Genomic DNA, 20,624 nt, shown 5'->3' with positions numbered 1-20,624 from the left:
CCGGCGGTGGCCCGGCTGGCAGGGAGTATGTGCGTGGATGTTCTTATTGCCTTCCCAAGTGGGGTGGGCAGGCCGACCAGGAGACCACCGGGCGGCTACGGCCGCGGCGCTCGGTCAGCCGCTTCATGGGCAGGCGGGTGTTGTCGACTGCTGGTAGGCCGGATGGTCCGGCAGCTTCGCGGGCGGCGGCGCGGGCGGCTGCGGATCGGGCAGCTCCAGCAGCGTCTTGCTGGTGATGCGGACCTCCTCGACGGCTGAAACGCTGAGCCCACCAGACATGGGACCCTCAGGATGGCCCGCCTCGCCCTGTTCGTGGGGTCGCCGCCCCTCCCGCCACACCATCGCCGCCACCGCTGCTGCTGCCGACGGGTACGAGTGGCGGTGCTTCGCCGTACCCGCGGGTACCGGCGCGCATCGGACGCAAATTTGATAGATGTGGACCGATCGGGCCAGCATTCCGGCAATCCGGGGAAGGGGAGGGCGGGTCGGTGTCCGTACTGCGACCACGCATCATCGTCTGCACCAACTGCCAAGCACTCCCCGGGGCCGGGGCCGTGCCGACCCTGGCGGCCCACAAGGGACAGCTGACGGTCACGTGGCACGCGACGGTTTGTCCGCACCACCTCGCCGACCGGATCCTGGCCGGCAAGGAATCCTGAGCAAGGGCCCCGGGCGGCGGCGTCGTGCGGAGCACCAGTACATGCCGATCACCGATGCTCAGCCGTACCGGTTCCCCCTCCGGGGTCCTTCACCAGTCATGACGGTGGCAAGCCCGCAGCCTTCACCAGATGCCGGCCGTACGTTCCAGGGGGCTTGTGCGGCCGGGGCACCGTGGGCTCTTTCAGCCTGCCCGTCTCCGGCCCGCGCGCCACGGTCCCGCCCACAGCCTGTCGCGGGAGTCCGTACGGACGTGTCCTTGTCCGAGTGGCCGATCTCGAGGATGAACGCCGCACTCGGGTGGAGAACGCGTCCCGCCAGAGCCGGGCACCGCGCCGTCAGTGCCGTCGACTAGGTTCTCTCCGTCCGGCCTGACAGGTGGGCCGCCGAACTGGGAGGACTCGTCGCAGTGAGCATCCACATGCACATGCGCGCCGTCGCGGAATCCGAGATCCGGGACGACCACACCTGGCTTGCAGCGTTCATGTGGGAGGCCTGGGAGAAGCACCCCGACGAGTACGCAGCGGGCATCGCCCAGTCGATAGACAAGGTCTGGGGCTCCGTCAATGAACTCTATGCCGCTGCCGGTGTCCTTGATGCGGATGCCGGCGATTCCTGGAAGCTGCCGATTTACGGCGGGCGGCCGGTGGCACACGGCGCCGGCGGCGCCCCCGCCAACCCGCCCTTGGGGATCCTGGAGCCGCCTGGGGTGTCACAGGCCGCAGGATTCCTCGCGCGTGTCTCGTTCGACGAGCTGTGGAACGTCGCCGGTGCCAAGCTCGTCTGGCCCGGCGGGGACGCGGCGCAGGTCAGGCAGGAGTTCCTTGACTGTCACAGGGGCCTCCAGGGGTTCTACGGGCGGGCGGCTGCAGCAGGCCATGCCGTGGTCAGGGCGGTGTGGGCTTGAGACGTGATCGCGTGCCGGACACAGCCATTCGCTGATGGCGGCGACGCGCACTGTCGCTTCGTAGCGGGCAGCGAGTTTGTCGTTTCGCGTGGCGACGGCTCGGTGCCGCTTCAGCCGGTTGATGCCGCACTCGACGGCGTGCCGAACCCCATCAAGGGGCGCAGTCGACCCGGCCCTGCCCCCGTGCACTGCCGCTGCAGGGTGCCGCACGTCACGTCACCGGCTCCCGCAGGTGTCCGCCGCAGGCTGAGCGGTCCCCACCATGGGCGATTGCCCGCGAGGAGGCCGCAGGGCGGCGGTCATCCGTTGTTCTCTGATGTGGCGGGTAGGAGGGGCTGCACATGTTCGCAGAGGAGAAGAGGCAGTTGTGAGTGGAGCGTTGATTGCGGGCGGGTGGGGACTGTTCGCGGGTGCGGCGCTGCTGGTGGGGGCGGCGCTGGGCTCGCTGGTGCGGGTCCCGCCCCGGCTGATCGCGCTGGTCATGGCTTTCGGCAGCGGTGTGCTGATGTCGGCGGTGTCGTTCGAACTGATCGCTGAGGCGTACGAACGCTCCGGCATGGCACCGGTGGTGGTCGGGGCGGTCGGTGGTGCGGCCGTGTACTCGGGGGCCAACGCCCTGCTGGCGCGGCGCGGTGCCCAGCACCGCAAGCGTTCCGGCGAGCAGCAGCCGTCAGAGGCCGAGGCGCCGGGGTCGGGTAACGCCATCGCGTTGGGGGCGCTGCTGGACGGTATCCCGGAGTCCGTCGTCATCGGCACCAGCTTGCTGGGAGGCGGACAGCTGGGGGTGGCGACGGTGGGGGCGGTGTTCATCAGCAACCTGCCCGAGGGACTCGCGAGTGCTGCCGGCATGCGCAGCGCCGGGCGCAGCCGCAGGTACGTGTTCGTTCTGTGGGGAAGCATCGCCGTCATCAGCGGTTTGGCCGCGCTGGCCGGGTATGCGCTGCTCGGCGGGGCGTCCGAGACGGTGATGGCGACGATCACCGCTGTGGCGGGCGGGGCAATACTGGCGATGATCGCTGACACGATGATCCCCGAGGCGTACAGCAGGGTGCACCTCTTGACGGGACTGGTCACCGTGGTCGGGTTCTTGCTGGCGTTCGCTCTGGCTCAGCTGTGAGAAGTGGGGCGCGGCTGGCTGGGCGCCGCTCCGGCCTCGGGCTCCCCAGCACTCCGGTCAGACCGGGACACCGGTAGCCAGCCGGGTTCGACGACTCCGGTGTGGAAGTCGGCAGCTTCCAGGATTGCGGCCGGTGCGCTGTCCAGTGCCTGGTGCAGTCCGGGCGGTGCCGTACGCCGTCTCAGAACGCCATCGTGTCGGGCGCGTGAGACTGCCCGCACAATGCCCTGCGGCCGCCACCCCAGCAGCACCCTCTTGCCTCGTGCGGGGGCAGGCTAAAGTCCCCTGCGGCGACGCCCGGTTCGTCGAAGCCGCCTGTGCCGACACACTTGGCCCGCCCATGGCTGCGGCGTGGTCGTCGGCCTTCTCGCGGACCGGGTCCGTGGCCTTCTCCGCGGCGAGCTGGCCGTGGTGTCGCTGACCTCTGCCGCGGCGTGGGCGGCCTTGTCGAGGACGAGGACGAGGACGAGTTCCTCGCGGGTGTGCTCGATCTGCTCACGCGCTCCCGCGGGACGGGGTACGGCTTCCTTGTCGCCCTGGGCGGGGGTGCTCATCGGTGTGCTGCCGCCTTGATCTCGGCTACGTCGGCCCTGACGCTGTGGATGGCTTGCTCGGGCGCGGATGTGCCGGCCTTGGCGATCTCCTCCCGGCCGCGGCCACCCCCGCGGCTACGGCTGCCAGCAGGACGGCGGTGACCAGGGCGGACGCCCAGACCGGCAGGAAAAGGGCGAGATCGGAGTTCAAGGCACCGATCAGAGTCCGCGCCGCGAGGATGCCGACCAGGCCTGCGCCGCCGAACAGGCCGCCACCCACACCAAAACACTTGCCCTTCTGCGCCATCTCCGCCCGGGCCAGCTGCATCCCTTTCCGGACCAGTTCCTCGCTGTCAGGCTTGGCGGGCGTAGGACGTCAGGCGATCGGCGAGCGCGAAGACGAGGTCGCGGAGTTCATCGGGGCGCTCGATGACGAACGGCCGGTCGAGTGCGGCGAGTATCCGGGGCAACCAGTCGAGCTGCTGCGCCCGTAGCTCGACGCGCATCCAGTGCTCGGCCGCCGGGTCCTGGTCGGCCGCGGGCTCGTACTCCTCCAGGCTCGCGACGCTGGCGGGGAGGTGCGTGCGGATCTGCTCAACCGTCCCGTGGATCCGCAAGGTCACCTCGTGCCGGTACTCGGCCGTGGCGAATCCTGACAACACCCGCTGTGCTGGACCGGGGCCCACGGGCTCTTCGAACGAGCCGGGCAGCGTCCTCGCGTCTGCGATGCGATCGAGCCGGAAGGTACGGTCCTCGCCGACCTGAGCGTCCTTGCCCGTGACGTACCACCGGCCCGCATGGGCGACGATCCCGTACGCGTGCAGCGTGCGTTCGCTGCGCCGTCCGTCGCGGTCGGTGTAGCGGATCGAGACCGGTCGGCGGTGGCGCACCGCATCGGCGATGGTGAGCAGGAGCCCGGCGTCCGGGTGGTCCAACTCTCCGGGCTGATCCGTGAAGGCGAGGGCTTCCAGAAGGGTGTCGAGCCGGCGGGCGATGTGCTTAGGCAGCACCCGACGGATCTTCGCCGATGCCGTCTCGTTTGCCGTGAGCTGCGTCGTCGTCAGCCCTGCCCGGCGGCCGGCAACCAGGCCGAGCAGCACAGCCAGCGCCTCGTCATCGCTGAGCATGAGCGGAGGCAAGCGGTACCCGGGAGCCAGCCGGTACCCGCCGTAGCGGCCGCGCACCGACTCCACGGGCACGTCCAGGTCGATCAGCTGGTCCACATACCGCCGCACAGTGCGCCCTTCGACGCCGAGCCGGTCGGCCAGCTCGGCCATCGTCCGGGTGCCGCCCGACTGCAGCAGCTCCAGCAGTGTCAGCACGCGGCCGGTGGGGCGTGGCATGTTCGCAGCCTAACGCAAATACAGGACCGATTCTGTCCACTATTTCTCCTAGCCTCCGTTGTGCACGCCTCCCGCACAGCCAAGGAGATTCCCATGGACTTCGTCTCGATCCGCATCATCACCAGCGACGTAGCGCGCCTCGTCGAGTTCTACGAGCGAGCCACAGGGGTGCAGGCGATACGTGCCACCGAGCACTTCGCCGAACTCAGGACCGCGGGAGCCACCCTCGCGATCGCCGGCACCCGCACCGTCCCGCTGTTCGCCCCGGGCTCTGCCCGCCCGGCGGACAACCACAGCGTGATCATCGAGTTCCTCGTCGACGACGTGGACCGCGTTCACCAGAACCTGACCGGCTTCGTCACGGACTTCGTCAACGAGCCCACCACGCTGCCCTGGGGTAACCGGTCGCTGTTGTTCCACGACCCCGACGGCAACCTCGTCAACTTCTTCACCCCCGTCACCCCAGAGGCCATCGAAAAGTTCGCACGCTGACACCAAGCCCAGCCGCTCACCCGGGAGCCCCGAGATCCCAGGGCCCGGTGAACGCGGCCGCCGAGTCCAGGAGCGCCACCAGCAGGGAACACCGGAACGCACCGCTGACTCCCGAAGGACTGCCGATCTGGTAGAGGCACTGCGGCGCCGGACCAAGTGCGGGCCCGCCCGCGAACGTCCTGTAGTAGGTCACTAGGCTGCAGCGCCATGACGCAAGCTCGCGAACCGACTGGTGGGTGCGCGAGCCTGCGCGCGCTGACGACGCAGCCCGGCACCCCGCTTGCGGACAGCACCTGCGTTTCCGCGGGCGCGGCCCGCCCTGCTCCAACACTCCCGGCGGGCGCTGCGCCGGGTCAGGCCGCGCCCGCGGAGCCTGCCGTGCCCGCGCACCGGCAGCAGGCGGCCACGGCCGGGACCGCGGGGCGGGTCGATGACGGCCCAGGCACCCGCTTCACGACGCGGACGGCGGGTGTTCGGCGGCTGCCGAAGGCGATCGACGAGGGTGGCGTTGACGGGAGCGGCCTGCCGGGGAGCTTTCGGAGTTCGAGCGCATCGTGCTGTTCGGTGTCGCCGTACTGCCGGGCCGGGAGTACCCCGCTGCCGGGTCACGGCTACCCGCGGCCGCGAGTCGGGAGGCGTCCATCGCCGCGGTATAGGCGCTTTCGTCACTTTCGCCGCCCGTCCTGCCAATCGTCGACCAGCTGGCTGCCGGGTGCCCCCGAGCTCGCACAGATCACTCAGCGCGATTCCCCCCTGGGCTCGGCCGCGAACAAGCGACACCCGAACATGGCGAACTCGCCAGTCTGGGCGGTCGGTCAGGTGGTCCTGGTGAAGGTGTGGAGATGTTCGCGGAGGAAGGTGTGCAGTGTCCTGGCGGGGCGGCCGAGGATGGTTTCGATGGTGTCGTTGGGAGATTCCGGGCGTGCGATGGCCAGTTGCTGGATCTCCACCACGTGGCTGGCGAGCCAGGGCGGCATGTGTGCGGTGGACAGGAGGTGGCTGTGGAACTCGCTCGGCGGCAGGTCGATGTAGCGAACGGGGCGGCGAGTCAGCTCGCCGAGTAGACGGGCGAGGTCGGGGTGGCTGAAGGCCTGCGGGCCGGTCAGGGTGTAGGTGGCGCCGGCCAGGCTGGGGCGCAGGAGGGTCTCGGCGGCGACGTCGGCGATGTCTCGGACGTCGATGTAGTTGCAGGGCGCCTCGCGCATGGTCCCGATGAGTACGCCTTCGGCGATCGCCGGGGCGTTCAGGAGCAGCTTTTGCATGAATGCGTAGGGCCGGAGCAGCGTTGCCGTCATCTCGGTGTTCGCCAGGTGTTCCTCGGCCTGCCAGTGGCTGCGCGAGATGGCCACCGGTGAGGCGGGCTCGGCCGCCGGTGCGGAGAGTTTGACCACGTGCCGTACCCCGCAGTGGGCGGCGGCGTCTATCACGTTGGTCTCCAGCTCGGCCTGACGCGGGCTGTTGGCCATGGCGAGGAACAGTTGCGTGGATCCCTCGAACGCGTCGTGGAGCGTCTGAGGCTCTGCGGCGTCAGCACCCACGATCTCGACTGGCGTGTTCGTGCCGATGGTGGCGCGCAGACTGTCGGGCGTACGACTGACGGCGCGGCAGGGGACTTCGAGTTCGATGAGGCGCCGGAGCAGGGCGCTGCCGGTGGCGCCGGTGGCGCCGATGATGGTGATCACAGTGTGCCTTTCCTGGGTGAGGGGTCTGGAGAATCGGGTGGGAAGGGCTGGGTCAGGCCTGTTGCCGGGATGTCGTGCCGTGCCACCGCCAGGTGACGATGGCGGCGGCCAGGCCGGCCGACACCGGCAGGTCGATCCGCAGCCGCTCCAGCCATCCGGCGTCGGGCACCGGTGTGTGTGACGGCAGCCAGTCGGATCCGAACCATCCGGCCAGGCCGGCGATTCCGGCCGCGGTAAGGGCGAGTCCGAGGGTGAGTACCGGTCGCGGCGCCGAGGCTGTCCATCGCCGGGGTCGGCCACGGCGGTGCAGCCGCGCGCCGACGATGCAGGCCACCAGGGCCGATGTGGCCCCGATGGAGGTGAAAGCGGCCCTGGTCAGTTCGGGCTGGCCGCTGATGAATCCGCCGAGTCCGGCGGTGAGCGCAGGTGCCAGGTAGGCGGTGGCGACTTCCTTCCACAGGGTGAACGGACGCGTGGCGAAACCGCGGCGGGCGGTTCTGGGAGGGGAACTCATGTGACTCCTCAAACTAGTTAGCTAGCTAATCAAGTGATTAGGTGGCTAACTGCTGGGGTATGGGAAAAGTGTCCCGCGTGGTCGAGGCGGCCGCCCCCGCGCGGAAGTGATGTCGCGGCTATTCGGCAGTCAATGCGCCGATTCGCTGAGTGATCCGCTCCAGGAGGTCGAGGAACAGCCGGCGTTCGTCGGCGGCCAGTCCATCGACCAGTGCCTCGAGCCGTGCGAAGTGGTCCGCGGCCATGTCGTGCAACCGCTGGCTGCCGCGCGCCGTGAGTACGACTACTGCGCCCCGGCCGTCCTCCGTTGAGGCGCGGCGAGCCACCAGGCCCTCTCGCTCCAGGCCAACGACCAGGCCGGTCACGGTGGCGCGCGAGACGCCGAGACTCTTGGCGAGCTGCGACGGTGACTTCTCCCCGTCGCTGTCCTCGAGATCCACCAAGAGGCGGTAGCGTCCGGTCGACAGTCCGGAACGCGCAAAATGCACTTCGGACGCCCGGTCCAGGCGCGCCCCGGCGGCCATCAGGCGCACCGCGACAAGCACGGCCTGCGGGTCGGCCTCAAGCCCGTACCGCGCGATCTGCTTCCGCGCCTGCTCGAGCGTGGGTGCAGCGCCGGGGTTCGCGTCCTCGTCACTCATAACAAGTAATATGGCGGCTAACTATCTTCAAGTCAAGCCGCCGAGAGCCTCACAGCCTGGATAAGGCCGGCGGCACCGAGCCCGTCAGGGTCGGTCGGTGCCCGCCAGGACGAGCGCGACAGCGGGGTCGGTACGGAAGGCGGTCAACGCTTCGCGACGGCGCCGCGCAGGCGGCGGGTCGCGCGGACGTGTTCACCGCCGCCTCGCGTCCTGTGAGTATGTGCGGCTTCTGTATCCGGACCCCCAGCCTCGCCGTGCAGATCCTGCTGGACGGCGCCGAGAAGGTCAGCCACTGGCGCCAGGAGGATCCCGTGTTCGCGCGGGCTTGCGATGCTGTCGAGGAAATCGGGGCCGGACGGCCGGCGCCCGCGAGGTCGCCCCGATGCCCCCGAGCGCCGTCGGCGTGTCTTCCTCGAACACTTAGAACTCCTAACGAAATGATCTCCAAGGTGGTTGGATCACTCCGGGACCGTTGATCCGGGGGTGCGGGATGGCTCGGCGGAAGCCGTGGGAAGTCGATGACGAGCTGTGGGCGGTGGTCGAGCCGCTGCTGCCGAAGGTCGAGCGTCGGATCCGGCATCCGGGACGGAAGCGGCACCCGGACCGGCTGGTGTTCCAGGGCATCCTGTTCGTCCTGCATACCGGGATCGCTGGGAACACCTCCCGCAGGAGCTCGGCTTCGGCTCGGGCATGACGTGCTGGCGGCGCCTGGCCGAGTGGACCGACGCTGGCGTGTGGCCCCGGCTTCACGAAATGCTCCTGGCGAAGCTTCGCCGCGCGGACGCCCTGGACTTCTCCCGGGCAGCGGTCGACGGCTCCCACATCCGGGCGCTAGAAGGGGCCCCCAAACGGGACGAAGCCCTGTCGACCGGGGCAGGACGGGCGGCAAGCATCACTTGATCACCGATGCCACCGGTATCCCGCTCGCCGTGACCCTGACCGGCGGCAACCGCAACGACGTCACCCAGCTCATCCCACTGCTCCAGGCAGTGCCGCCCGTGCGGGGCAAGCGTGGCGACCTCGACGCCGTCCCGACGTCGGGCTCGGTGACCGCGGCGACCACGACAAGTACCGCCGCCTCGTCCGGGCGCTCGGCGTGAAGCCACTGATCGCGTGACGCGGCACTGAACACGGCTCCGGACTCGGAACCCAACGCTGGGTCGTCGAGCGCGCCTTCGCCCCCGTGCACTGGTTCCGCCGCCTGCGGATCTGCTGGGAGATCCGCGACGACATCCACGAAGCCTTCCTCACCCTGGGACGCGCACTCATCTGCTGGCGACGCCTGTCACAGCCGGTCCGAGCCCTCGCCCTCCCGGACTAGCCGTTCCCGGACCGAAGGAGCACGGTCAAAGAGCTGGCTGACCTGCATGCCTACTTCGCGTGAGGTCACTCTCGGCAGCGGGGCGAAGTCGTCCGGAAGCACGTCCAACAGACTCCTCACCCGGCCTCCCGCACGCAGAGTGATCAACAGCTCGCACCGCAGCTGACGCGGCATGTCCGGGCGGTGGGACAGGCTGTGCCACAAGGCCGGCCACAAGTAGTGGATTCCGTCGGGCGCCGCATTCGCTCGCACCCAAGCCGCGTCCAACCGCTGGCTCAGGCCGAGGTCATACGCCCGCTCCTCCAGCCTGAACAGCGAGACCGAATCGACGGCTTTCAGCTCGCGAGGCAACGGCTGATCGAAGTCCATCGCCCCATGCTGCCCGACGGCACCCCACGACGAGGAGCCGACCCCAAAGTGTCATTCCGTTAGGAGTTCTTACAGCCCGGCCTGTCGGTCATCGCGGAGGCGGCCTCGGTGGGGGTCACCACCGCCGTCATCTACCAGTGCTGCAAACTCGACCCCCCTCGCCTCCGGGGTCCGGCCCGAGGCCATTCACCGCCGCCGCCGGGCCGACCGGGTGTTCACCCACCGAACCGATCCACAGCGAACTGCCCGATAGGCAGGGTCCTGGCGATCAACCGGAACTCTCCGGTCGAGCGATCACGCAGCCGTCGCCGTGCCAAGGTAAGGGGCGAAATGCTCGGCGACCTCTGCCGCCACAGCCGCCGCGTCGAGCGTCCCGTCGACTTCGATGACGCGGATGCCGAGGCGGTAGGCGTTCTGTGCCGCGTCCTCGGCGACCAGCCGGTCACGAGCGAGACGGTTTGCCTGGACCCGGGCCGGGTCACTTACATGGACGCTGAGGGTTCCCGCACGCGGGAGGGTCCGGAGTTGGTGCTGACGGAAGTCCTCGGTGGGGACGAGGACGACCATTCGCCGGAGTGAGTCGAGCAGCGGCGCAACCAGCTCCGGTCGCAGCCCCCATCCCTCAGCGATCGCCGGCCGACCGGTGAACAGTGCGCGCAGGTCGTCCAACGCCCACTCAAAGCGGACCGGGAAGCCGGCCAGCGTCTCGGTAGCCATTTCCTCCGGGCTCTGGTCCAACCAGACATGGTCGGGGGTGGGGTCTTCCACCGGCTCACCCAGGGCGAGGCGACGCGCGATCCGGCGATCCTGGTGTCCGCGGGCGTCGTGATAGTCGTAGTGGTACACCGTTAATCCGTATTGACTGGCGATGAGTTCGGCGACGGTGGTTTTACCGGACCACTGCGCGCCGCCGATCCACAACGCGCGCTGCAGGCTGCCATGTGGATCCCAGACGTCTGACATGAGTGTCCTCCCGTTTGTGAGCGGTGCAGACCTCCGCTCGGGAACGAGTTTCCTGGTTTGGCAGCAAAAATTGCAGTCTTGTCTTCGCTGGGCGGTTTCGCAGAGAGTGGAAAGGGAGGGGCGGATCGTTCCTGGTGGAAGCGCCTGGAGCCGCTTCTGGCGGTGAGTAACGGACGTCGTGGCAGGTGGAGGGACCCTCGTCAGGTCGTGAACGGGGGCTGTTCCGGATACGCGCGCAGCGTGCAGTGGCGGGATATGCCGGAGCGGAACGGACCGTGGAAGACGGTGTACGAGCGGCACCGCCGGATGGACTGCGGGCCGGTCCGCCGGTAACCCGGCCGGTCCCCGGAGATGGCAGCGCGCACCGTGGGCACCGAGAGGAGTGGGGGAGGGGGCGGGGTCGGGGCAGGGCCCGGCCGGGGCTCACAGCGGAGAATCGCGGACGGGGACAGCGAAGCTTTTGGTGCGGGTTCGGGGCCCTTTTGGGGCGTGGCCCAGGGCCCCCGCGCCGCCCTCCGGACCCTGACGGGCCCCGCGAGCGAAATTGCCGGGCGCCTTTCTGGCTCGTTCACCGGCAATTTCGGTCCGCTGGCGCGGCCGAGTTCCGCCGGGCGCTTGCGTCGCTCTGAAACCCGCTCGGGGCCGGGCCGTTGCCCCACCGTGGCCCCGCACCAACCACTGCGCGGCTCCCTGCGCCCGTGGTTATGAAGCGAAGACTTTGTCGCCGGCCGGCCGGACGGGTTGTGCCGGCAGTCTCGGTGCAACTACTTCGGTCCCGGGGCGAGGGAATGGCAGTGCTCCACCGTCCGGGGGTTTTCGTCGTACGAGTGATCGTTTTTGCTGTGCGGGGGAGGGTGCGTGTCGGGCAGGGTCGCTTTCTCAGGCGCAGGCCGGCTTTTTCCCCTTCCCGCGGTTGCTGTCGGGTTGGCTCGGTAGGCGTGCGCGCTCACCGTGGTGTCGAAAGGATGGCGACGTGAGGGTTTACGCGGCGATGACGATGGCGGCGGTCGGTGTGGTGCTGGCCGGGGTGGTGTCGGCGGGGCCAGCGCAGGCAGCGGACGTGCCGGTTTACCGGGGGCAGGGCGCGAGTGCATGTACGCCTGGCTACCTGTGCCTGTATGACCACTGGGACTTCAACGCCATCGGCTCGGCGCCGATCCTGCGTCTGGACGGCGATGTGTCGCATCTCGAGGACTACAACTTCAACGACAGGGCCAGCACGCTGTACAACCGGACCACCGACATCGTGCGCGTCTACCCGGACTGGGACTTCAAGGGCACACCGATCACGCTGCTGCCGGGCGAGTCGATCAGCCTGAACAACGGCAACGCCGGTAACGACTCCGCCTCGTCCGTGCGCTGGCTCTGACCTCGGCCCCTTCCCGTACAGGACGGCGACGGGCACCGACCTGACCGGGGGCGCTCCGGTTCAGTGGCATTCCGGGCTCCGCGGGACGCCCGTGCCCTCGTACGCCTCGGGAGTCAGGGAGAGCACGGTGACCGGCTCTCCCGACTTCGTTGCCTGCCCGGCGACGGCTGCGGGGTGGGTATCCGGCCAGTCGGCGGCGGGCCAGGACGCCGCGTCCCGCGCGTGCTCTGCGGTGCACCGACGGTCTCTGCGAAACGCAGGCGCGCGGCATCTGTGCCAGCACCCGGTACCGCTCACTCGGCGGCCAGGATGGACAGGGCGGGGATGAGGGCACGGCTCCAGCCCGAGCTCGGCCGCGGCCTCGAGCGAACGCTGCTCCGGCCCGGGTCGCCTGGCTCTCGGCGAGCTCCTCCAAGAGCTCGGTGATGGTCGTACCGCGCTCCTGGGCGATGAGGCGAAGCCGGTCCCGCGTCTTCTCCGTCGCCGTGTTGCTCGTGGCTTGCGCCGCATGGAGCAAATCCACCGCCGACAGAACCCAGCGTCACGGGATGTCGCCGGGCCTCGTGCATCCCAATCCGCGGCGTGGGCGACGTTGCCCATGACGAGGGCGACGAGTCACCTGCCCGCAGCCGACGTACCAGGCGTCGTAACTTTCGGAACCCGACCCCGACACCTCCAGAGTCCGGCGACCCTCACTGGGTGGGACATCGCACAGGTACGAGCAACGGCTGAGGGCCCCGGCGACACTTCACCAGGACCCTCAGCCGTTGACGGGCAAGCACTGAGCGCCGACGGTCGTACCAACGGCCGTACCAGCGGCAGCGGCAGCGGCAGCGACACCCGAGCGTCAACCCTGGACAGCGCCCGGCGTCACGGCTTGCAGACGGCGTCGAGTCGCCTCAGCTGCTGGTGGGCGCGTTCCAGTCGACCAGCTGGACGATGACGCCATTGGGGTCGCGGACCTGGAACGCTCGCTCGCCCCACTCCTCGTCCGTCAGCGGCATGGTGATCGCGACACCTTCGGCACGCAGGCGCGCCAGCTCGCCTTCGAGGTCCTCGACGACGAAGGCGAGGATGAGCCCGGTGGCGCGGTCGTCGCGCTGGTCCGCCGGGAGGCTTTCAAGCCCTCGCCGCAAAAAGATGACGTTCATGCCGGCGTCGTCGCGCGTCAGGGATGCGAAACCGTCAGCGGCCATCTCCTCCCGGAACCCGAAGTGCTTGACGAGGAAGGCGCTGGATGCGGGAACGTCGTCAACGTTGAGCGACACGGCACTAGAGGTGATCTTCATCAAAACCCTCCCGGGATCACACTGACCATCTTCTCTATACGCAGTACAATGTACACCGTACAGACTAGAGATGCGCAAGGATGATCCCCATGTCGGCAGAACGAACCAGCTCGGGCGACCCAGCCCACACCCTGCGGCTCCTGTGGCGCGACTCCTCCCCGCCCTCATCCGGCAGCCGCCGAGGACCGCGACGGGGGCTGAGCATCGACGCGGTGGTGGAAGCCGCCACCGCCATCGCGGACGCCGAGGACCTGGAGGCGGTGACCATGCGCCGAGTGGCCAAGGAACTGGGCGTGGTGCCGATGACGCTGTACACCTACATCCCCGGCAAGGCCGAGCTCCTCGACCTCATGCTTGACGCGGCATACGCCCGCATGCCCCGCACCGACACCACCGGTCAGCCCTGGCGCCGGCGCGTCACCGCCATCGCCGAGGAGAACAGGGCCCTCTTCGAACGACACCCATGGGCCGCGGCCGTCTCCACCGTCAGGCCTCCGCTGGGACCGGGGCTGATGTCGAAGTACGAGCACGAACTGTCCGGGCTCGACGGGCTCGGCCTCAGCGACGTGGAGATGGATGACTGCCTGACCCACCTGCTCACCTTCGTACAGGCATCGGCCCGCGCCGCCGCCGATACCCGCGCCGCCCAGCAGGAAAGCGCCCTGAACGACGAACAATGGTGGGAGCTGAACGCCCCACTCCTCGCCCGGGCCCTCGACGAGAACGCCTATCCCACTGCCGTCCGCGTCGGCGCAGCCGCCGGCGCCGCGCACAACAGTGCCTACGACCCCGCCCACGCCTACTCCTTCGGCCTGGAGCGCGTCCTCGACTCCCTCGCCGCCCTGATCAACCGGGGAGCCGCCGCGAAGACGTGGAACCCAGCGCAGGCATGACGCCGGTTGCCGCGTGAGGCTGCCCCGAGAGCCGGGTGCTTTTCGCTGAGGCTCCGGCCGGTGACGGACTCACGCAACCCCGCCACCCTGCTCGCCGCCCGCACCCCCGCACCCGAAGCCTTGCGCCAGGCCGCCGCCTGGCTGACCACCGACCAGATGCGACACCTCGTCATCGACCGCGCCCACCGGCTCCGCGACGGCGCTGTGGCCGATCACTTTGCCTGGGAGAGCGAGACCGCGTCGGGGCCGGCGGGGAATCGCAGCTGGCCGGTCGTGTCGTGCACGGCTCGCCACACCGTCTCGGCGACGTCGCTCTCCCTGGTGAACAGGTCCTGGCTCGTGAAGTCGCCCATGGCCTTCTTCGCCCATGGCGCGTAGGGCGCCGGGACCAGCTCGTCCAGCGAGGCGCCCTTCGTCGCGTTGGCCGCGAAGTTCGTCGTCAGGCAGGCGCCCGGCTCGACCGTCTTGGCCTGTAGACCGAAGGGCGCGAGCTCGAGCGCGAGGGATGCGGTGAACCCCTCGATCGCCATCTTGCTCGCCTTGTAGACGGCCGAGAGCGGCATGTGGCCCAGCACCACGCTGGAGGTCACGTTGACCACTACGCCGGAGCCGCGCTCGCGGAACTGGGGCAGCACCGCCTGCGTCATCGCCATCACGCCGAACGTGTTGGTTTCGAAGACCTCCCGCACTCGGGCCATGGGGGTTCCCTCGAACACGCCGATCGAGGGCATGCCCGCGTTGTTGACCAGGACATCGATGGGGCCCTCGGCCTCGAACGCGGCGGTGATGCTCTCGGGCCTGGTCACGTCGAGCTCGATGACGCGGAGCCGGTCCGACTCAGGAAGGACGCCCGGACGCGGCGTCCGCATCGTGGCGATGACGTTCCACCCCTGCGAGTGGAAGTAGAGGGCGGTCTCCCGCCCGTACCCGGACGAGGTACCAGTGATCAGAACTGTCTTCATGTTGCGCCCCTTTGCGATGTGGTGGGATCCATACGGGTGGGCAGGCATTTTCCTGCTCCACGGGACAACCGGTGATCCCATTGAATCGCTCTGACCTGCGGAGACAGTAGAACTATCCTCGCTACTCCTTGCACGATCCTCCGGTAGAGCCCACCCGGCTCAGGGCAGGAGGCCTGCCGGTGCGCGTACGGCCTGACGCAGGCGGGCGGCGTCCTGGCTGGGGGGCGCGCCGAACTGGCGGCGGTACTCCCGGCTGAACTGCGACGGGTTGTCATAGCCGACGCGGTGGCCGACTCCGGTGACGTCTCCGGGGTGGGTGGCGAGCAGCAGCCGGGCCTCCTGGAGCCGGATCTGCTTCTGGAACTGGATGGGGCTCATCGCGGTCACCGCTTGGAAGTTGCGGTAGAAGGCGGAGACGCCCATGCCGGACTGCCGGGCCACGTCCTCGACCCGGAAGGACTGCGCGTAGTGCTCGCGGATCCAGCGCACGGCCCGCGAGATGTGGCTGAGGCTGCTGTCGGCCAGGCCGAGCTGGCGAACCGTCGCACCCTGCTCGCCGGTGATCAGACGCCACAGGATCTCGCGCTTGACCAGCGGGGCCAGTACGGCCCGGTCGCGGGGTTCGTCGAGCAGGCGCAGCAGCCGGACCACCGCGTCCAGCAGCGCGGCCGGAGCGTCACTGACGGCGATCCCCGGCGGTGCGCCCCCGCTGCTCCGGGGGGCGTCTCCGGGCCCGGCGCCGAGCAGCAGCTCGGCAACGGCGGACGGTTCCAGGACGAGACCGAACCCCAGCGCAGGCTGCTTGGGGTCGGCCTGGGTGAACTGCCCTGTGACAGGCAGATCGACGGATGCGACCAGGTACTGCCCGGGCCCGTACTCGAACACCCTCTCGCCCAGGGCGAGGCGTTTGGCGCCCTGCGCGATGACCGCCAGGAGCGTCCCGGACATCGAAGGCGCCGGCGGATCAGGGCGGTCGACCTTCGAGATGAGGACGCCGTCGATGGCGGTGGTCCAGTCGGGCCGCGCATGGCGGGCCAGCAGGGTGCGGAGTTCTTGGAGGTCCATGCGCCCATTGCAGCACCACTCCCCACCGCGGTTCCCGAAGTCGCGAGGATCGTGCAAGTACGAACGAGCATCTGTCTAACGTTTATGCAGGTCAACCCGCTTGAATGGAATCACCGCACTCCACCACCGAAGAGGAAGAGGAAGAATCCATGATTGCTGACTACGGCTTCAGCGCCACCCTGACCGCCAGGCCCGGTATGGGCGACCAGCTGGCCGACCTGCTGCTGACCGGACTGAACGAGGGCAGCCCCGGCGCGAGCGAACACTGCCTCGTCTACCTCGTCTCCCGCTCCGCGTCCGACCCCGACGTCGTCCACGTCGCCGAAGGCTGGACCAGCGAGGAGGACCACCACCGCGTATTCGCCGGCAAGACCGCCCAGGCCATCGTGGCGCAGATCGACCCGCTGCTCGCCAAGGACCCCGAGTACACCGACTACGTTCCGGTCCGTGGCAAATCCGCCCTCTGACCCGCCGAACACCCCACACCCCACACCCCACACCCCAGCCTCCGCCGCCTCGATGCCCACCGAGGTGGCCCCCGTCCTCGCCCGACCGTCCCGCCACCACCCACGAGAGGCATCGACCATGACCCCAGCACGCCCCTCCCTCGACCCCGAACTGCAAGAACTCCTGGCCGACATGCCGCTGATGTCCCAGCTCAGCCCGGAAGTGCTGGCGCAGGTACGCCCCTTCTCCTCGATGCCCGTCGAACCCCTCCTGGAAGGTCGCGCTATCGACCGGCGCGAGGTCACCGCTGCGAGTCCGGACGGCACCCCGATCCCCTTGTCCGTCTTCAGCCCCGCGAACAGCGATCGCACCGTTGCCGCACCCTGCGTCTACTGGATGCACGGCGGCGGGATGGTCATGGGCGACCGCTTCTCACAGATCGACATCCCGCTGGAGTGGCTCGACGAGTTCGGCGCCGTCGTGGTCTCCGTCGACTACCGGCTCGCGCCCGAGTCCACCGGCACCATCCCGGTCGACGACTGCTACCAGGGACTGCTCTGGATCGTCGACCACGCCGCCGAACTGGGCATCGACCCCGCCCGGATCATCGTCGCAGGCGCCAGCGCGGGCGGCGGCCTCGCCGCCGGCGTCACCCTGCTGGCCCGCGACCTCGGCACCCCGACGATCGCCGCCCAAATCCTGATCGGCCCCATGCTCGACCACCGCAACACCACCGCCTCCAGCCTCCAGTACTCGAACGGGCCCGGCGTCTGGACCCGCGAGATGAACGGATTCGGATGGCGCTGCCTCCTCGGCGACCTCACCGACGACGAGGTACCCGCCTACGTCTCACCCACCCTGGCCGACGACCTCGCGGGCCTGCCGACCACCTACATCGACACCGGCTCCGCCGAAGTCTTCCGCGACGAGGACACCGACTACGCCACCCGCATCTGGGCGGCCGGCGGCCGGGCCGAACTCCACGTCTGGGCAGGCGGCTTCCACGGATTCGACGCCCTGTACCCGCAGGCACACATCGCGGCCACAGCCCGCCGAACCCGCACCGACTGGCTCGCCCGGCTCCTGCTCACGAACCCCGCCGCATAGGTGAAGTCGACGAGTTTCGGTCGTGCGGACACCGAGCCGTCGACACGGAGATCGACTTCCTCGGCATCGTCCACGACCTCGGCAAACCATCACCAGCACCACACAATTCCCCTTCTGACTCCGGGCTGGAGGAAGTCGTGCGAAGACAGCCTCTCGCCTGTCCGGCCGTGTTCCCCAATCCTCAACGCCCGGCGCGGGAAGCCCACCTGACTCGAAGAACCGGCGACCCGCCACCCGTTACGACGTGGGCAAAACGACCAGACGACCCGAGAGCATCGCCGAACATAAGCAACTCAAACCTCTCCAAACCATAGAAAATGAGCTGAGTATGAACGCGGATGTGGAGCTCACTATGGGGCCCGTAGCGTCACGGGCGTGAAGAGCGACATGGCTGGTGACGGCACGGATCTTGAGCTATCCGATGTGGGTGGGACGTATCGGCTGTCTGCCGGCGACTGGGGGTGGCGGGCGTTCCTCGCTGTGCTGGTCATGGCCTTCGGCTTGTTCGTAGCCGGGCTCGGCCCGTTGTTTGCCATCGCGTGTGACACATGCCAGGACGGAGTCCGCAACCCGCGTTTCATGGGGGCGTTGACGGTTCTCGCCTGGTACGTGGTGCCGCTCACCACCGTGGGCACGGTCGTGGGCCTCTTCCTCCCTCGGGTCGGCACCCGGGTGGGATGGGTCGGCACGGGCACGCTGTTCGTGTTGCTCGTCGCGATCCTGCTCATGGGGCAGACACCGGCCTGAGTGCAGAGCCCGTGAGTAACTTCGGTCGCTGCTGAGCCCACCAGCGTGCCACCGGGGCGCGTGCATCAGGGGCGTGGCTGGCCCGGTAGTGACTTCCCCCTATGATCAACATCAAAATTTGGATGTTGATCATAGGGGGAAGTCACTGTGCCCAACCGCATGGCTAAGATCGCCGCTGTCGCCGCGGCTCCGCTGCTCGCCATCACGCTCGGCGCCGGAACCGCCCACGCCGGATACGGCGCGGGGGAGATCCGGTTCAACGGCGGTTACTGCCTCGACGTCTCCGGCGGCAACTTCGTTGCCGGTCAGAAGGTCCAGATCTGGGGCTGCAACGGCACTTCCGCGCAGCAGTGGTGGCTGCGCACAAAGGATGCCACCCACTTCGAGATCCAGGCATCCCAAACCTACGACCCCCAGGGCCGCCTCCTGTGCGTGAACAACTGGGAGGGCGGCGATGTCACTGGCAACCACATGCGCCTCTACCCCTGCGAGAGCGGCTCCGCAGGCGACACCCAGTTCAACTTCGTCTACGCGGGCAACGGCCGGCAGCTTCAGCCGCGTGTCGCCTCCGCCAACTGCATCAACTCATGGGGCGGCCTCTACCAGGGCGCTGAGGCGCGCCTGTACCCCTGCTCCCACACCGTCGAAGAGGACATCGTCTCCTACCCCTCGATTACCAGCTGACCCCGCCACACCTACCACCTCTCGGACTGCCCGCGCGCCCTCGCGCGTTGGTCGTGTGGCTTTGTTCGCGGGTTGTGGATCTGCGGAACGGCGGACTGCCCACGCCGGACGTTCGCCGAGCCGTTCTCTCGGCTGGCCGCCCCACACGCCCCGTTCACCGCTCGGCTCAACCGCGCCCTGGAGCGAATGGGTTCGCGCGGGCCGGGCGGGCAGGCGATCGGCTGGCTGCCCAGCTGGGGTTCGGGGCGGGATAAATGGCCTTGTACGCAGGGTCATGGCGCTGCCTGATCCGCAGTTCAGCACTGCGCGTGTGCTGGGCGTGGATGACTTCGCGATCCGACGGGGCCAGACCTACTCCACCGTTTTGACCAGCGTCGGAGGCGCATCGTGTGGTCGATGTGCTTCCGACGCGTGGAGCCGGGCCGTTGGCCGTGTGGCTGGTCCGTCACCCCGGCGTGGAGATCATCCGGGAGCGAGCGGGAGCGAATGCAGAGGGTCCCGGCGCGGTGCCCCCGATGCTCCCAGGTCGAATGACCGGTTCCATCTGCCGCCGGGCCTCGGCCGAGCCGTGGAGACCTGCGGCGCCGCCCACCGCGACTGCCAGAGCAATGCTTCGCCCAGCGGCATGCTGCCGGAGGCCACCCGGCCGGCTTCCGGTCGGCCGCAGGACGCCCCGGCACCTGGGCTGGGGCTGCAACAGCGTGCTCCGGTACGCGAACGCCGCATGCTGGAGCAGCCGGACCGTGACAGCCGGAGGCTTCTACTGCTCGTCTCGCTGCTGTCAGACCTGCTCGTGATCGGCGCGACCGCTCAGCAACAGGGTCAGACTCCCCAGCCCGCCGACCAGCCAGCTGGCCAGCATCGCGGTCTGGTGACCCAGCATGAGCATGGACAGGAAGCCCACGATCCCCGCCGTCACCGCTGTGACCGCTCCCCGCTGGAGGCCGGAGCCGGCGGCCCACTCACGGCGCAGCAGTCCGGGGCCCCGCCACAGCATCCACAGGACCAGGGTGCCGACGATGGCCACGGCCACGAGGAGCGTGAGGGGCACGGGAGACAGGTCGTGCCTTGGGGGCAGGCCGGACCCCCGCCGTTCCCCGGCCAGGTCGAGCAGCCCGTTGACCAGGATGATCGGCCCGATCAGGGCGAACGCTCCGGCCACGATCCGGAAGAAGCCGACACCCACGAATGATTCCCGGGCCCGCCCGAACGGCACGGACCTGACAGACATCCGGTAGAAGCGGTGAGCCGCCCCCCTGAAGTCCGTCACGACTATCCAGCCGAAGCCGGTCGCCCATGCCCCCCACACCACCGAGAACAAGCCGCCGCCCCCACCACTGCCCGACATCCTCGCCCCTTCGCTTTGCCGTCAGCCGTACACACGGCACACGCTAGGCGGGCCATAGATTCGGCCAACATGCCGGACACCGGCAGATTCCAGGCCCGCTCAGTGCAAGACCACACCGCTCGGCCGGTACCATCCGCGGACTGGGACCGGTAGTGCCGGTCGGCGGCGCTCTCCC

22 protein-coding genes and 1 pseudogene are annotated in these 20,624 nt (G+C 69.0%); 11 read left to right on the top strand and 12 right to left on the bottom strand.

The annotated features are described in order from the left end of the window. Positions 1-123: 123 nt before the first annotated feature. On the bottom strand, positions 124-279 hold the full coding sequence (locus tag ACZ6Y1_RS28140) for a hypothetical protein (RefSeq protein ID WP_469635741.1): 156 nt from the start codon (positions 277-279) through the stop codon (positions 124-126). A gap of 787 nt (positions 280-1,066) precedes the next feature. On the opposite strand from ACZ6Y1_RS28140, the gene ACZ6Y1_RS28135 reads away from it, so the two are divergent. Both ACZ6Y1_RS28135 and ACZ6Y1_RS28130 read left to right on the top strand, forming a co-directional pair. Then, complete coding sequence (locus ACZ6Y1_RS28135; RefSeq protein WP_469635738.1) at positions 1,067-1,564, top strand: DUF1877 family protein; 498 nt, start codon at positions 1,067-1,069, stop codon at positions 1,562-1,564. A 367-nt stretch (positions 1,565-1,931) separates the two neighbouring features. After that, a complete protein-coding gene (locus ACZ6Y1_RS28130; RefSeq protein ID WP_469635735.1) occupies positions 1,932-2,681 on the top strand; it encodes a ZIP family metal transporter in 750 nt (249 codons plus the stop codon). A 579-nt stretch (positions 2,682-3,260) separates the two neighbouring features. On the opposite strand, the gene ACZ6Y1_RS28125 is transcribed toward ACZ6Y1_RS28130, so the two are convergent. Then, positions 3,261-3,521: a phage holin family protein gene (locus ACZ6Y1_RS28125; protein ID WP_469635974.1), complete on the bottom strand. Its 261-nt coding sequence runs from the start codon at positions 3,519-3,521 to the stop codon at positions 3,261-3,263. A gap of 46 nt (positions 3,522-3,567) precedes the next feature. Continuing rightward, positions 3,568-4,557 (bottom strand): helix-turn-helix transcriptional regulator, encoded by a 990-nt coding sequence (locus ACZ6Y1_RS28120; protein WP_469635732.1) that lies wholly within the window; start codon positions 4,555-4,557, stop codon positions 3,568-3,570. A gap of 93 nt (positions 4,558-4,650) precedes the next feature. On the opposite strand from ACZ6Y1_RS28120, the gene ACZ6Y1_RS28115 reads away from it, so the two are divergent. Then, a complete protein-coding gene (locus tag ACZ6Y1_RS28115) occupies positions 4,651-5,049 on the top strand; it encodes a VOC family protein (protein WP_469635729.1) in 399 nt (132 codons plus the stop codon). An 815-nt stretch (positions 5,050-5,864) separates the two neighbouring features. On the opposite strand, the gene ACZ6Y1_RS28110 is transcribed toward ACZ6Y1_RS28115, so the two are convergent. From ACZ6Y1_RS28110 to ACZ6Y1_RS28100, 3 genes are all read right to left on the bottom strand, one after another. After that, positions 5,865-6,731 (bottom strand): NmrA family NAD(P)-binding protein, encoded by an 867-nt coding sequence (locus ACZ6Y1_RS28110; RefSeq protein ID WP_469635726.1) that lies wholly within the window; start codon positions 6,729-6,731, stop codon positions 5,865-5,867. A 52-nt stretch (positions 6,732-6,783) separates the two neighbouring features. Then, positions 6,784-7,245 carry a hypothetical protein gene (locus tag ACZ6Y1_RS28105; RefSeq protein WP_469635723.1) on the bottom strand — a complete coding sequence of 154 codons (462 nt, stop codon included), beginning with the start codon at positions 7,243-7,245 and terminating at the stop codon, positions 6,784-6,786. Positions 7,246-7,363: 118 nt separating this feature from the next. Next, on the bottom strand, positions 7,364-7,885 hold the full coding sequence (locus ACZ6Y1_RS28100; protein WP_469635721.1) for a MarR family winged helix-turn-helix transcriptional regulator: 522 nt from the start codon (positions 7,883-7,885) through the stop codon (positions 7,364-7,366). A gap of 490 nt (positions 7,886-8,375) precedes the next feature. Between ACZ6Y1_RS28100 and ACZ6Y1_RS28095 the strand changes: the two are divergent. After that, positions 8,376-9,206, top strand: a pseudogene (locus tag ACZ6Y1_RS28095) (IS5 family transposase). Here the strand turns inward: ACZ6Y1_RS28095 and ACZ6Y1_RS28090 are convergent. Then, positions 9,171-9,575 (bottom strand): hypothetical protein, encoded by a 405-nt coding sequence (locus tag ACZ6Y1_RS28090; protein ID WP_469635718.1) that lies wholly within the window; start codon positions 9,573-9,575, stop codon positions 9,171-9,173. The pseudogene ACZ6Y1_RS28095 and the gene ACZ6Y1_RS28090 overlap by 36 nt on opposite strands. Before the next feature lie 294 nt (positions 9,576-9,869). Continuing rightward, positions 9,870-10,538, bottom strand: a complete 669-nt coding sequence (locus ACZ6Y1_RS28085; protein ID WP_469635715.1) for a hypothetical protein — start codon at positions 10,536-10,538, stop codon at positions 9,870-9,872. A gap of 57 nt (positions 10,539-10,595) precedes the next feature. Between ACZ6Y1_RS28085 and ACZ6Y1_RS28080 the strand changes: the two genes are divergently transcribed. Together ACZ6Y1_RS28080 and ACZ6Y1_RS28075 are read left to right on the top strand one after the other, a co-directional pair. Next, positions 10,596-10,871 carry a transposase gene (locus tag ACZ6Y1_RS28080; RefSeq protein WP_469635711.1) on the top strand — a complete coding sequence of 92 codons (276 nt, stop codon included), beginning with the start codon at positions 10,596-10,598 and terminating at the stop codon, positions 10,869-10,871. A gap of 640 nt (positions 10,872-11,511) precedes the next feature. Beyond that, positions 11,512-11,907: a peptidase inhibitor family I36 protein gene (locus ACZ6Y1_RS28075; RefSeq protein ID WP_469635708.1), complete on the top strand. Its 396-nt coding sequence runs from the start codon at positions 11,512-11,514 to the stop codon at positions 11,905-11,907. An 899-nt stretch (positions 11,908-12,806) separates the two neighbouring features. Here the strand turns inward: ACZ6Y1_RS28075 and ACZ6Y1_RS28070 are convergent. Next, positions 12,807-13,196 carry a VOC family protein gene (locus tag ACZ6Y1_RS28070; protein WP_469635705.1) on the bottom strand — a complete coding sequence of 130 codons (390 nt, stop codon included), beginning with the start codon at positions 13,194-13,196 and terminating at the stop codon, positions 12,807-12,809. Between the two features lie 89 nt (positions 13,197-13,285). Between ACZ6Y1_RS28070 and ACZ6Y1_RS28065 the strand changes: the two genes are divergently transcribed. Continuing rightward, positions 13,286-14,089 (top strand): TetR/AcrR family transcriptional regulator, encoded by an 804-nt coding sequence (locus tag ACZ6Y1_RS28065; protein ID WP_469635702.1) that lies wholly within the window; start codon positions 13,286-13,288, stop codon positions 14,087-14,089. 212 nt (positions 14,090-14,301) lie between these two features. Here ACZ6Y1_RS28065 and ACZ6Y1_RS28060 read toward each other — a convergent pair whose 3' ends face one another. Together ACZ6Y1_RS28060 and ACZ6Y1_RS28055 are read right to left on the bottom strand one after the other, a co-directional pair. Continuing rightward, entirely contained in the window at positions 14,302-15,051 is a 750-nt protein-coding gene (locus ACZ6Y1_RS28060; protein ID WP_469635699.1) for an SDR family oxidoreductase, read from the bottom strand. Positions 15,052-15,210: 159 nt separating this feature from the next. After that, a complete protein-coding gene (locus tag ACZ6Y1_RS28055; protein ID WP_469635694.1) occupies positions 15,211-16,116 on the bottom strand; it encodes an AraC family transcriptional regulator in 906 nt (301 codons plus the stop codon). A 149-nt stretch (positions 16,117-16,265) separates the two neighbouring features. On the opposite strand from ACZ6Y1_RS28055, the gene ACZ6Y1_RS28050 reads away from it, so the two are divergent. From ACZ6Y1_RS28050 to ACZ6Y1_RS28035, 4 genes are all read left to right on the top strand, one after another. Further along, positions 16,266-16,583: a putative quinol monooxygenase gene (locus ACZ6Y1_RS28050; RefSeq protein ID WP_469635691.1), complete on the top strand. Its 318-nt coding sequence runs from the start codon at positions 16,266-16,268 to the stop codon at positions 16,581-16,583. 118 nt (positions 16,584-16,701) lie between these two features. Continuing rightward, positions 16,702-17,670: an alpha/beta hydrolase gene (locus ACZ6Y1_RS28045; protein ID WP_469635686.1), complete on the top strand. Its 969-nt coding sequence runs from the start codon at positions 16,702-16,704 to the stop codon at positions 17,668-17,670. Between the two features lie 375 nt (positions 17,671-18,045). Continuing rightward, positions 18,046-18,417 (top strand): hypothetical protein, encoded by a 372-nt coding sequence (locus ACZ6Y1_RS28040; protein ID WP_469635683.1) that lies wholly within the window; start codon positions 18,046-18,048, stop codon positions 18,415-18,417. Positions 18,418-18,576: 159 nt separating this feature from the next. Further along, positions 18,577-19,101, top strand: coding sequence for an RICIN domain-containing protein (locus ACZ6Y1_RS28035; RefSeq protein ID WP_469635680.1), 525 nt, complete (start codon positions 18,577-18,579; stop codon positions 19,099-19,101). A gap of 781 nt (positions 19,102-19,882) precedes the next feature. Here ACZ6Y1_RS28035 and ACZ6Y1_RS28030 read toward each other — a convergent pair. Next, entirely contained in the window at positions 19,883-20,287 is a 405-nt protein-coding gene (locus ACZ6Y1_RS28030; RefSeq protein ID WP_469635677.1) for a hypothetical protein, read from the bottom strand. Positions 20,288-20,624 lie beyond the last annotated feature (337 nt).

This window comes from Streptomyces sp. NPDC053432, assembly GCF_055585365.1.
The sequence above is the reverse complement of the archived record's forward strand: the minus strand, read 5'-3'. Positions and strand labels throughout refer to the sequence as shown.

Coding starts and splice junctions, on each gene's coding strand:
- ACZ6Y1_RS28140 (WP_469635741.1), bottom strand. CDS start 279: ATGTCTGGTGGGCTCAGCGTTTCAGCCGTCGAGGAGGTCCGCATCACC.
- ACZ6Y1_RS28125 (WP_469635974.1), bottom strand. CDS start 3,521: ATGGCGCAGAAGGGCAAGTGTTTTGGTGTGGGTGGCGGCCTGTTCGGC.
- ACZ6Y1_RS28120 (WP_469635732.1), bottom strand. CDS start 4,557: ATGCCACGCCCCACCGGCCGCGTGCTGACACTGCTGGAGCTGCTGCAG.
- ACZ6Y1_RS28115 (WP_469635729.1), top strand. CDS start 4,651: ATGGACTTCGTCTCGATCCGCATCATCACCAGCGACGTAGCGCGCCTC.
- ACZ6Y1_RS28105 (WP_469635723.1), bottom strand. CDS start 7,245: ATGAGTTCCCCTCCCAGAACCGCCCGCCGCGGTTTCGCCACGCGTCCG.
- ACZ6Y1_RS28100 (WP_469635721.1), bottom strand. CDS start 7,885: ATGAGTGACGAGGACGCGAACCCCGGCGCTGCACCCACGCTCGAGCAG.
- ACZ6Y1_RS28090 (WP_469635718.1), bottom strand. CDS start 9,575: ATGGACTTCGATCAGCCGTTGCCTCGCGAGCTGAAAGCCGTCGATTCG.
- ACZ6Y1_RS28085 (WP_469635715.1), bottom strand. CDS start 10,538: ATGTCAGACGTCTGGGATCCACATGGCAGCCTGCAGCGCGCGTTGTGG.
- ACZ6Y1_RS28070 (WP_469635705.1), bottom strand. CDS start 13,196: ATGAAGATCACCTCTAGTGCCGTGTCGCTCAACGTTGACGACGTTCCC.
- ACZ6Y1_RS28065 (WP_469635702.1), top strand. CDS start 13,286: ATGTCGGCAGAACGAACCAGCTCGGGCGACCCAGCCCACACCCTGCGG.
- ACZ6Y1_RS28060 (WP_469635699.1), bottom strand. CDS start 15,051: ATGAAGACAGTTCTGATCACTGGTACCTCGTCCGGGTACGGGCGGGAG.
- ACZ6Y1_RS28055 (WP_469635694.1), bottom strand. CDS start 16,116: ATGGACCTCCAAGAACTCCGCACCCTGCTGGCCCGCCATGCGCGGCCC.
- ACZ6Y1_RS28050 (WP_469635691.1), top strand. CDS start 16,266: ATGATTGCTGACTACGGCTTCAGCGCCACCCTGACCGCCAGGCCCGGT.
- ACZ6Y1_RS28045 (WP_469635686.1), top strand. CDS start 16,702: ATGACCCCAGCACGCCCCTCCCTCGACCCCGAACTGCAAGAACTCCTG.
- ACZ6Y1_RS28035 (WP_469635680.1), top strand. CDS start 18,577: ATGGCTAAGATCGCCGCTGTCGCCGCGGCTCCGCTGCTCGCCATCACG.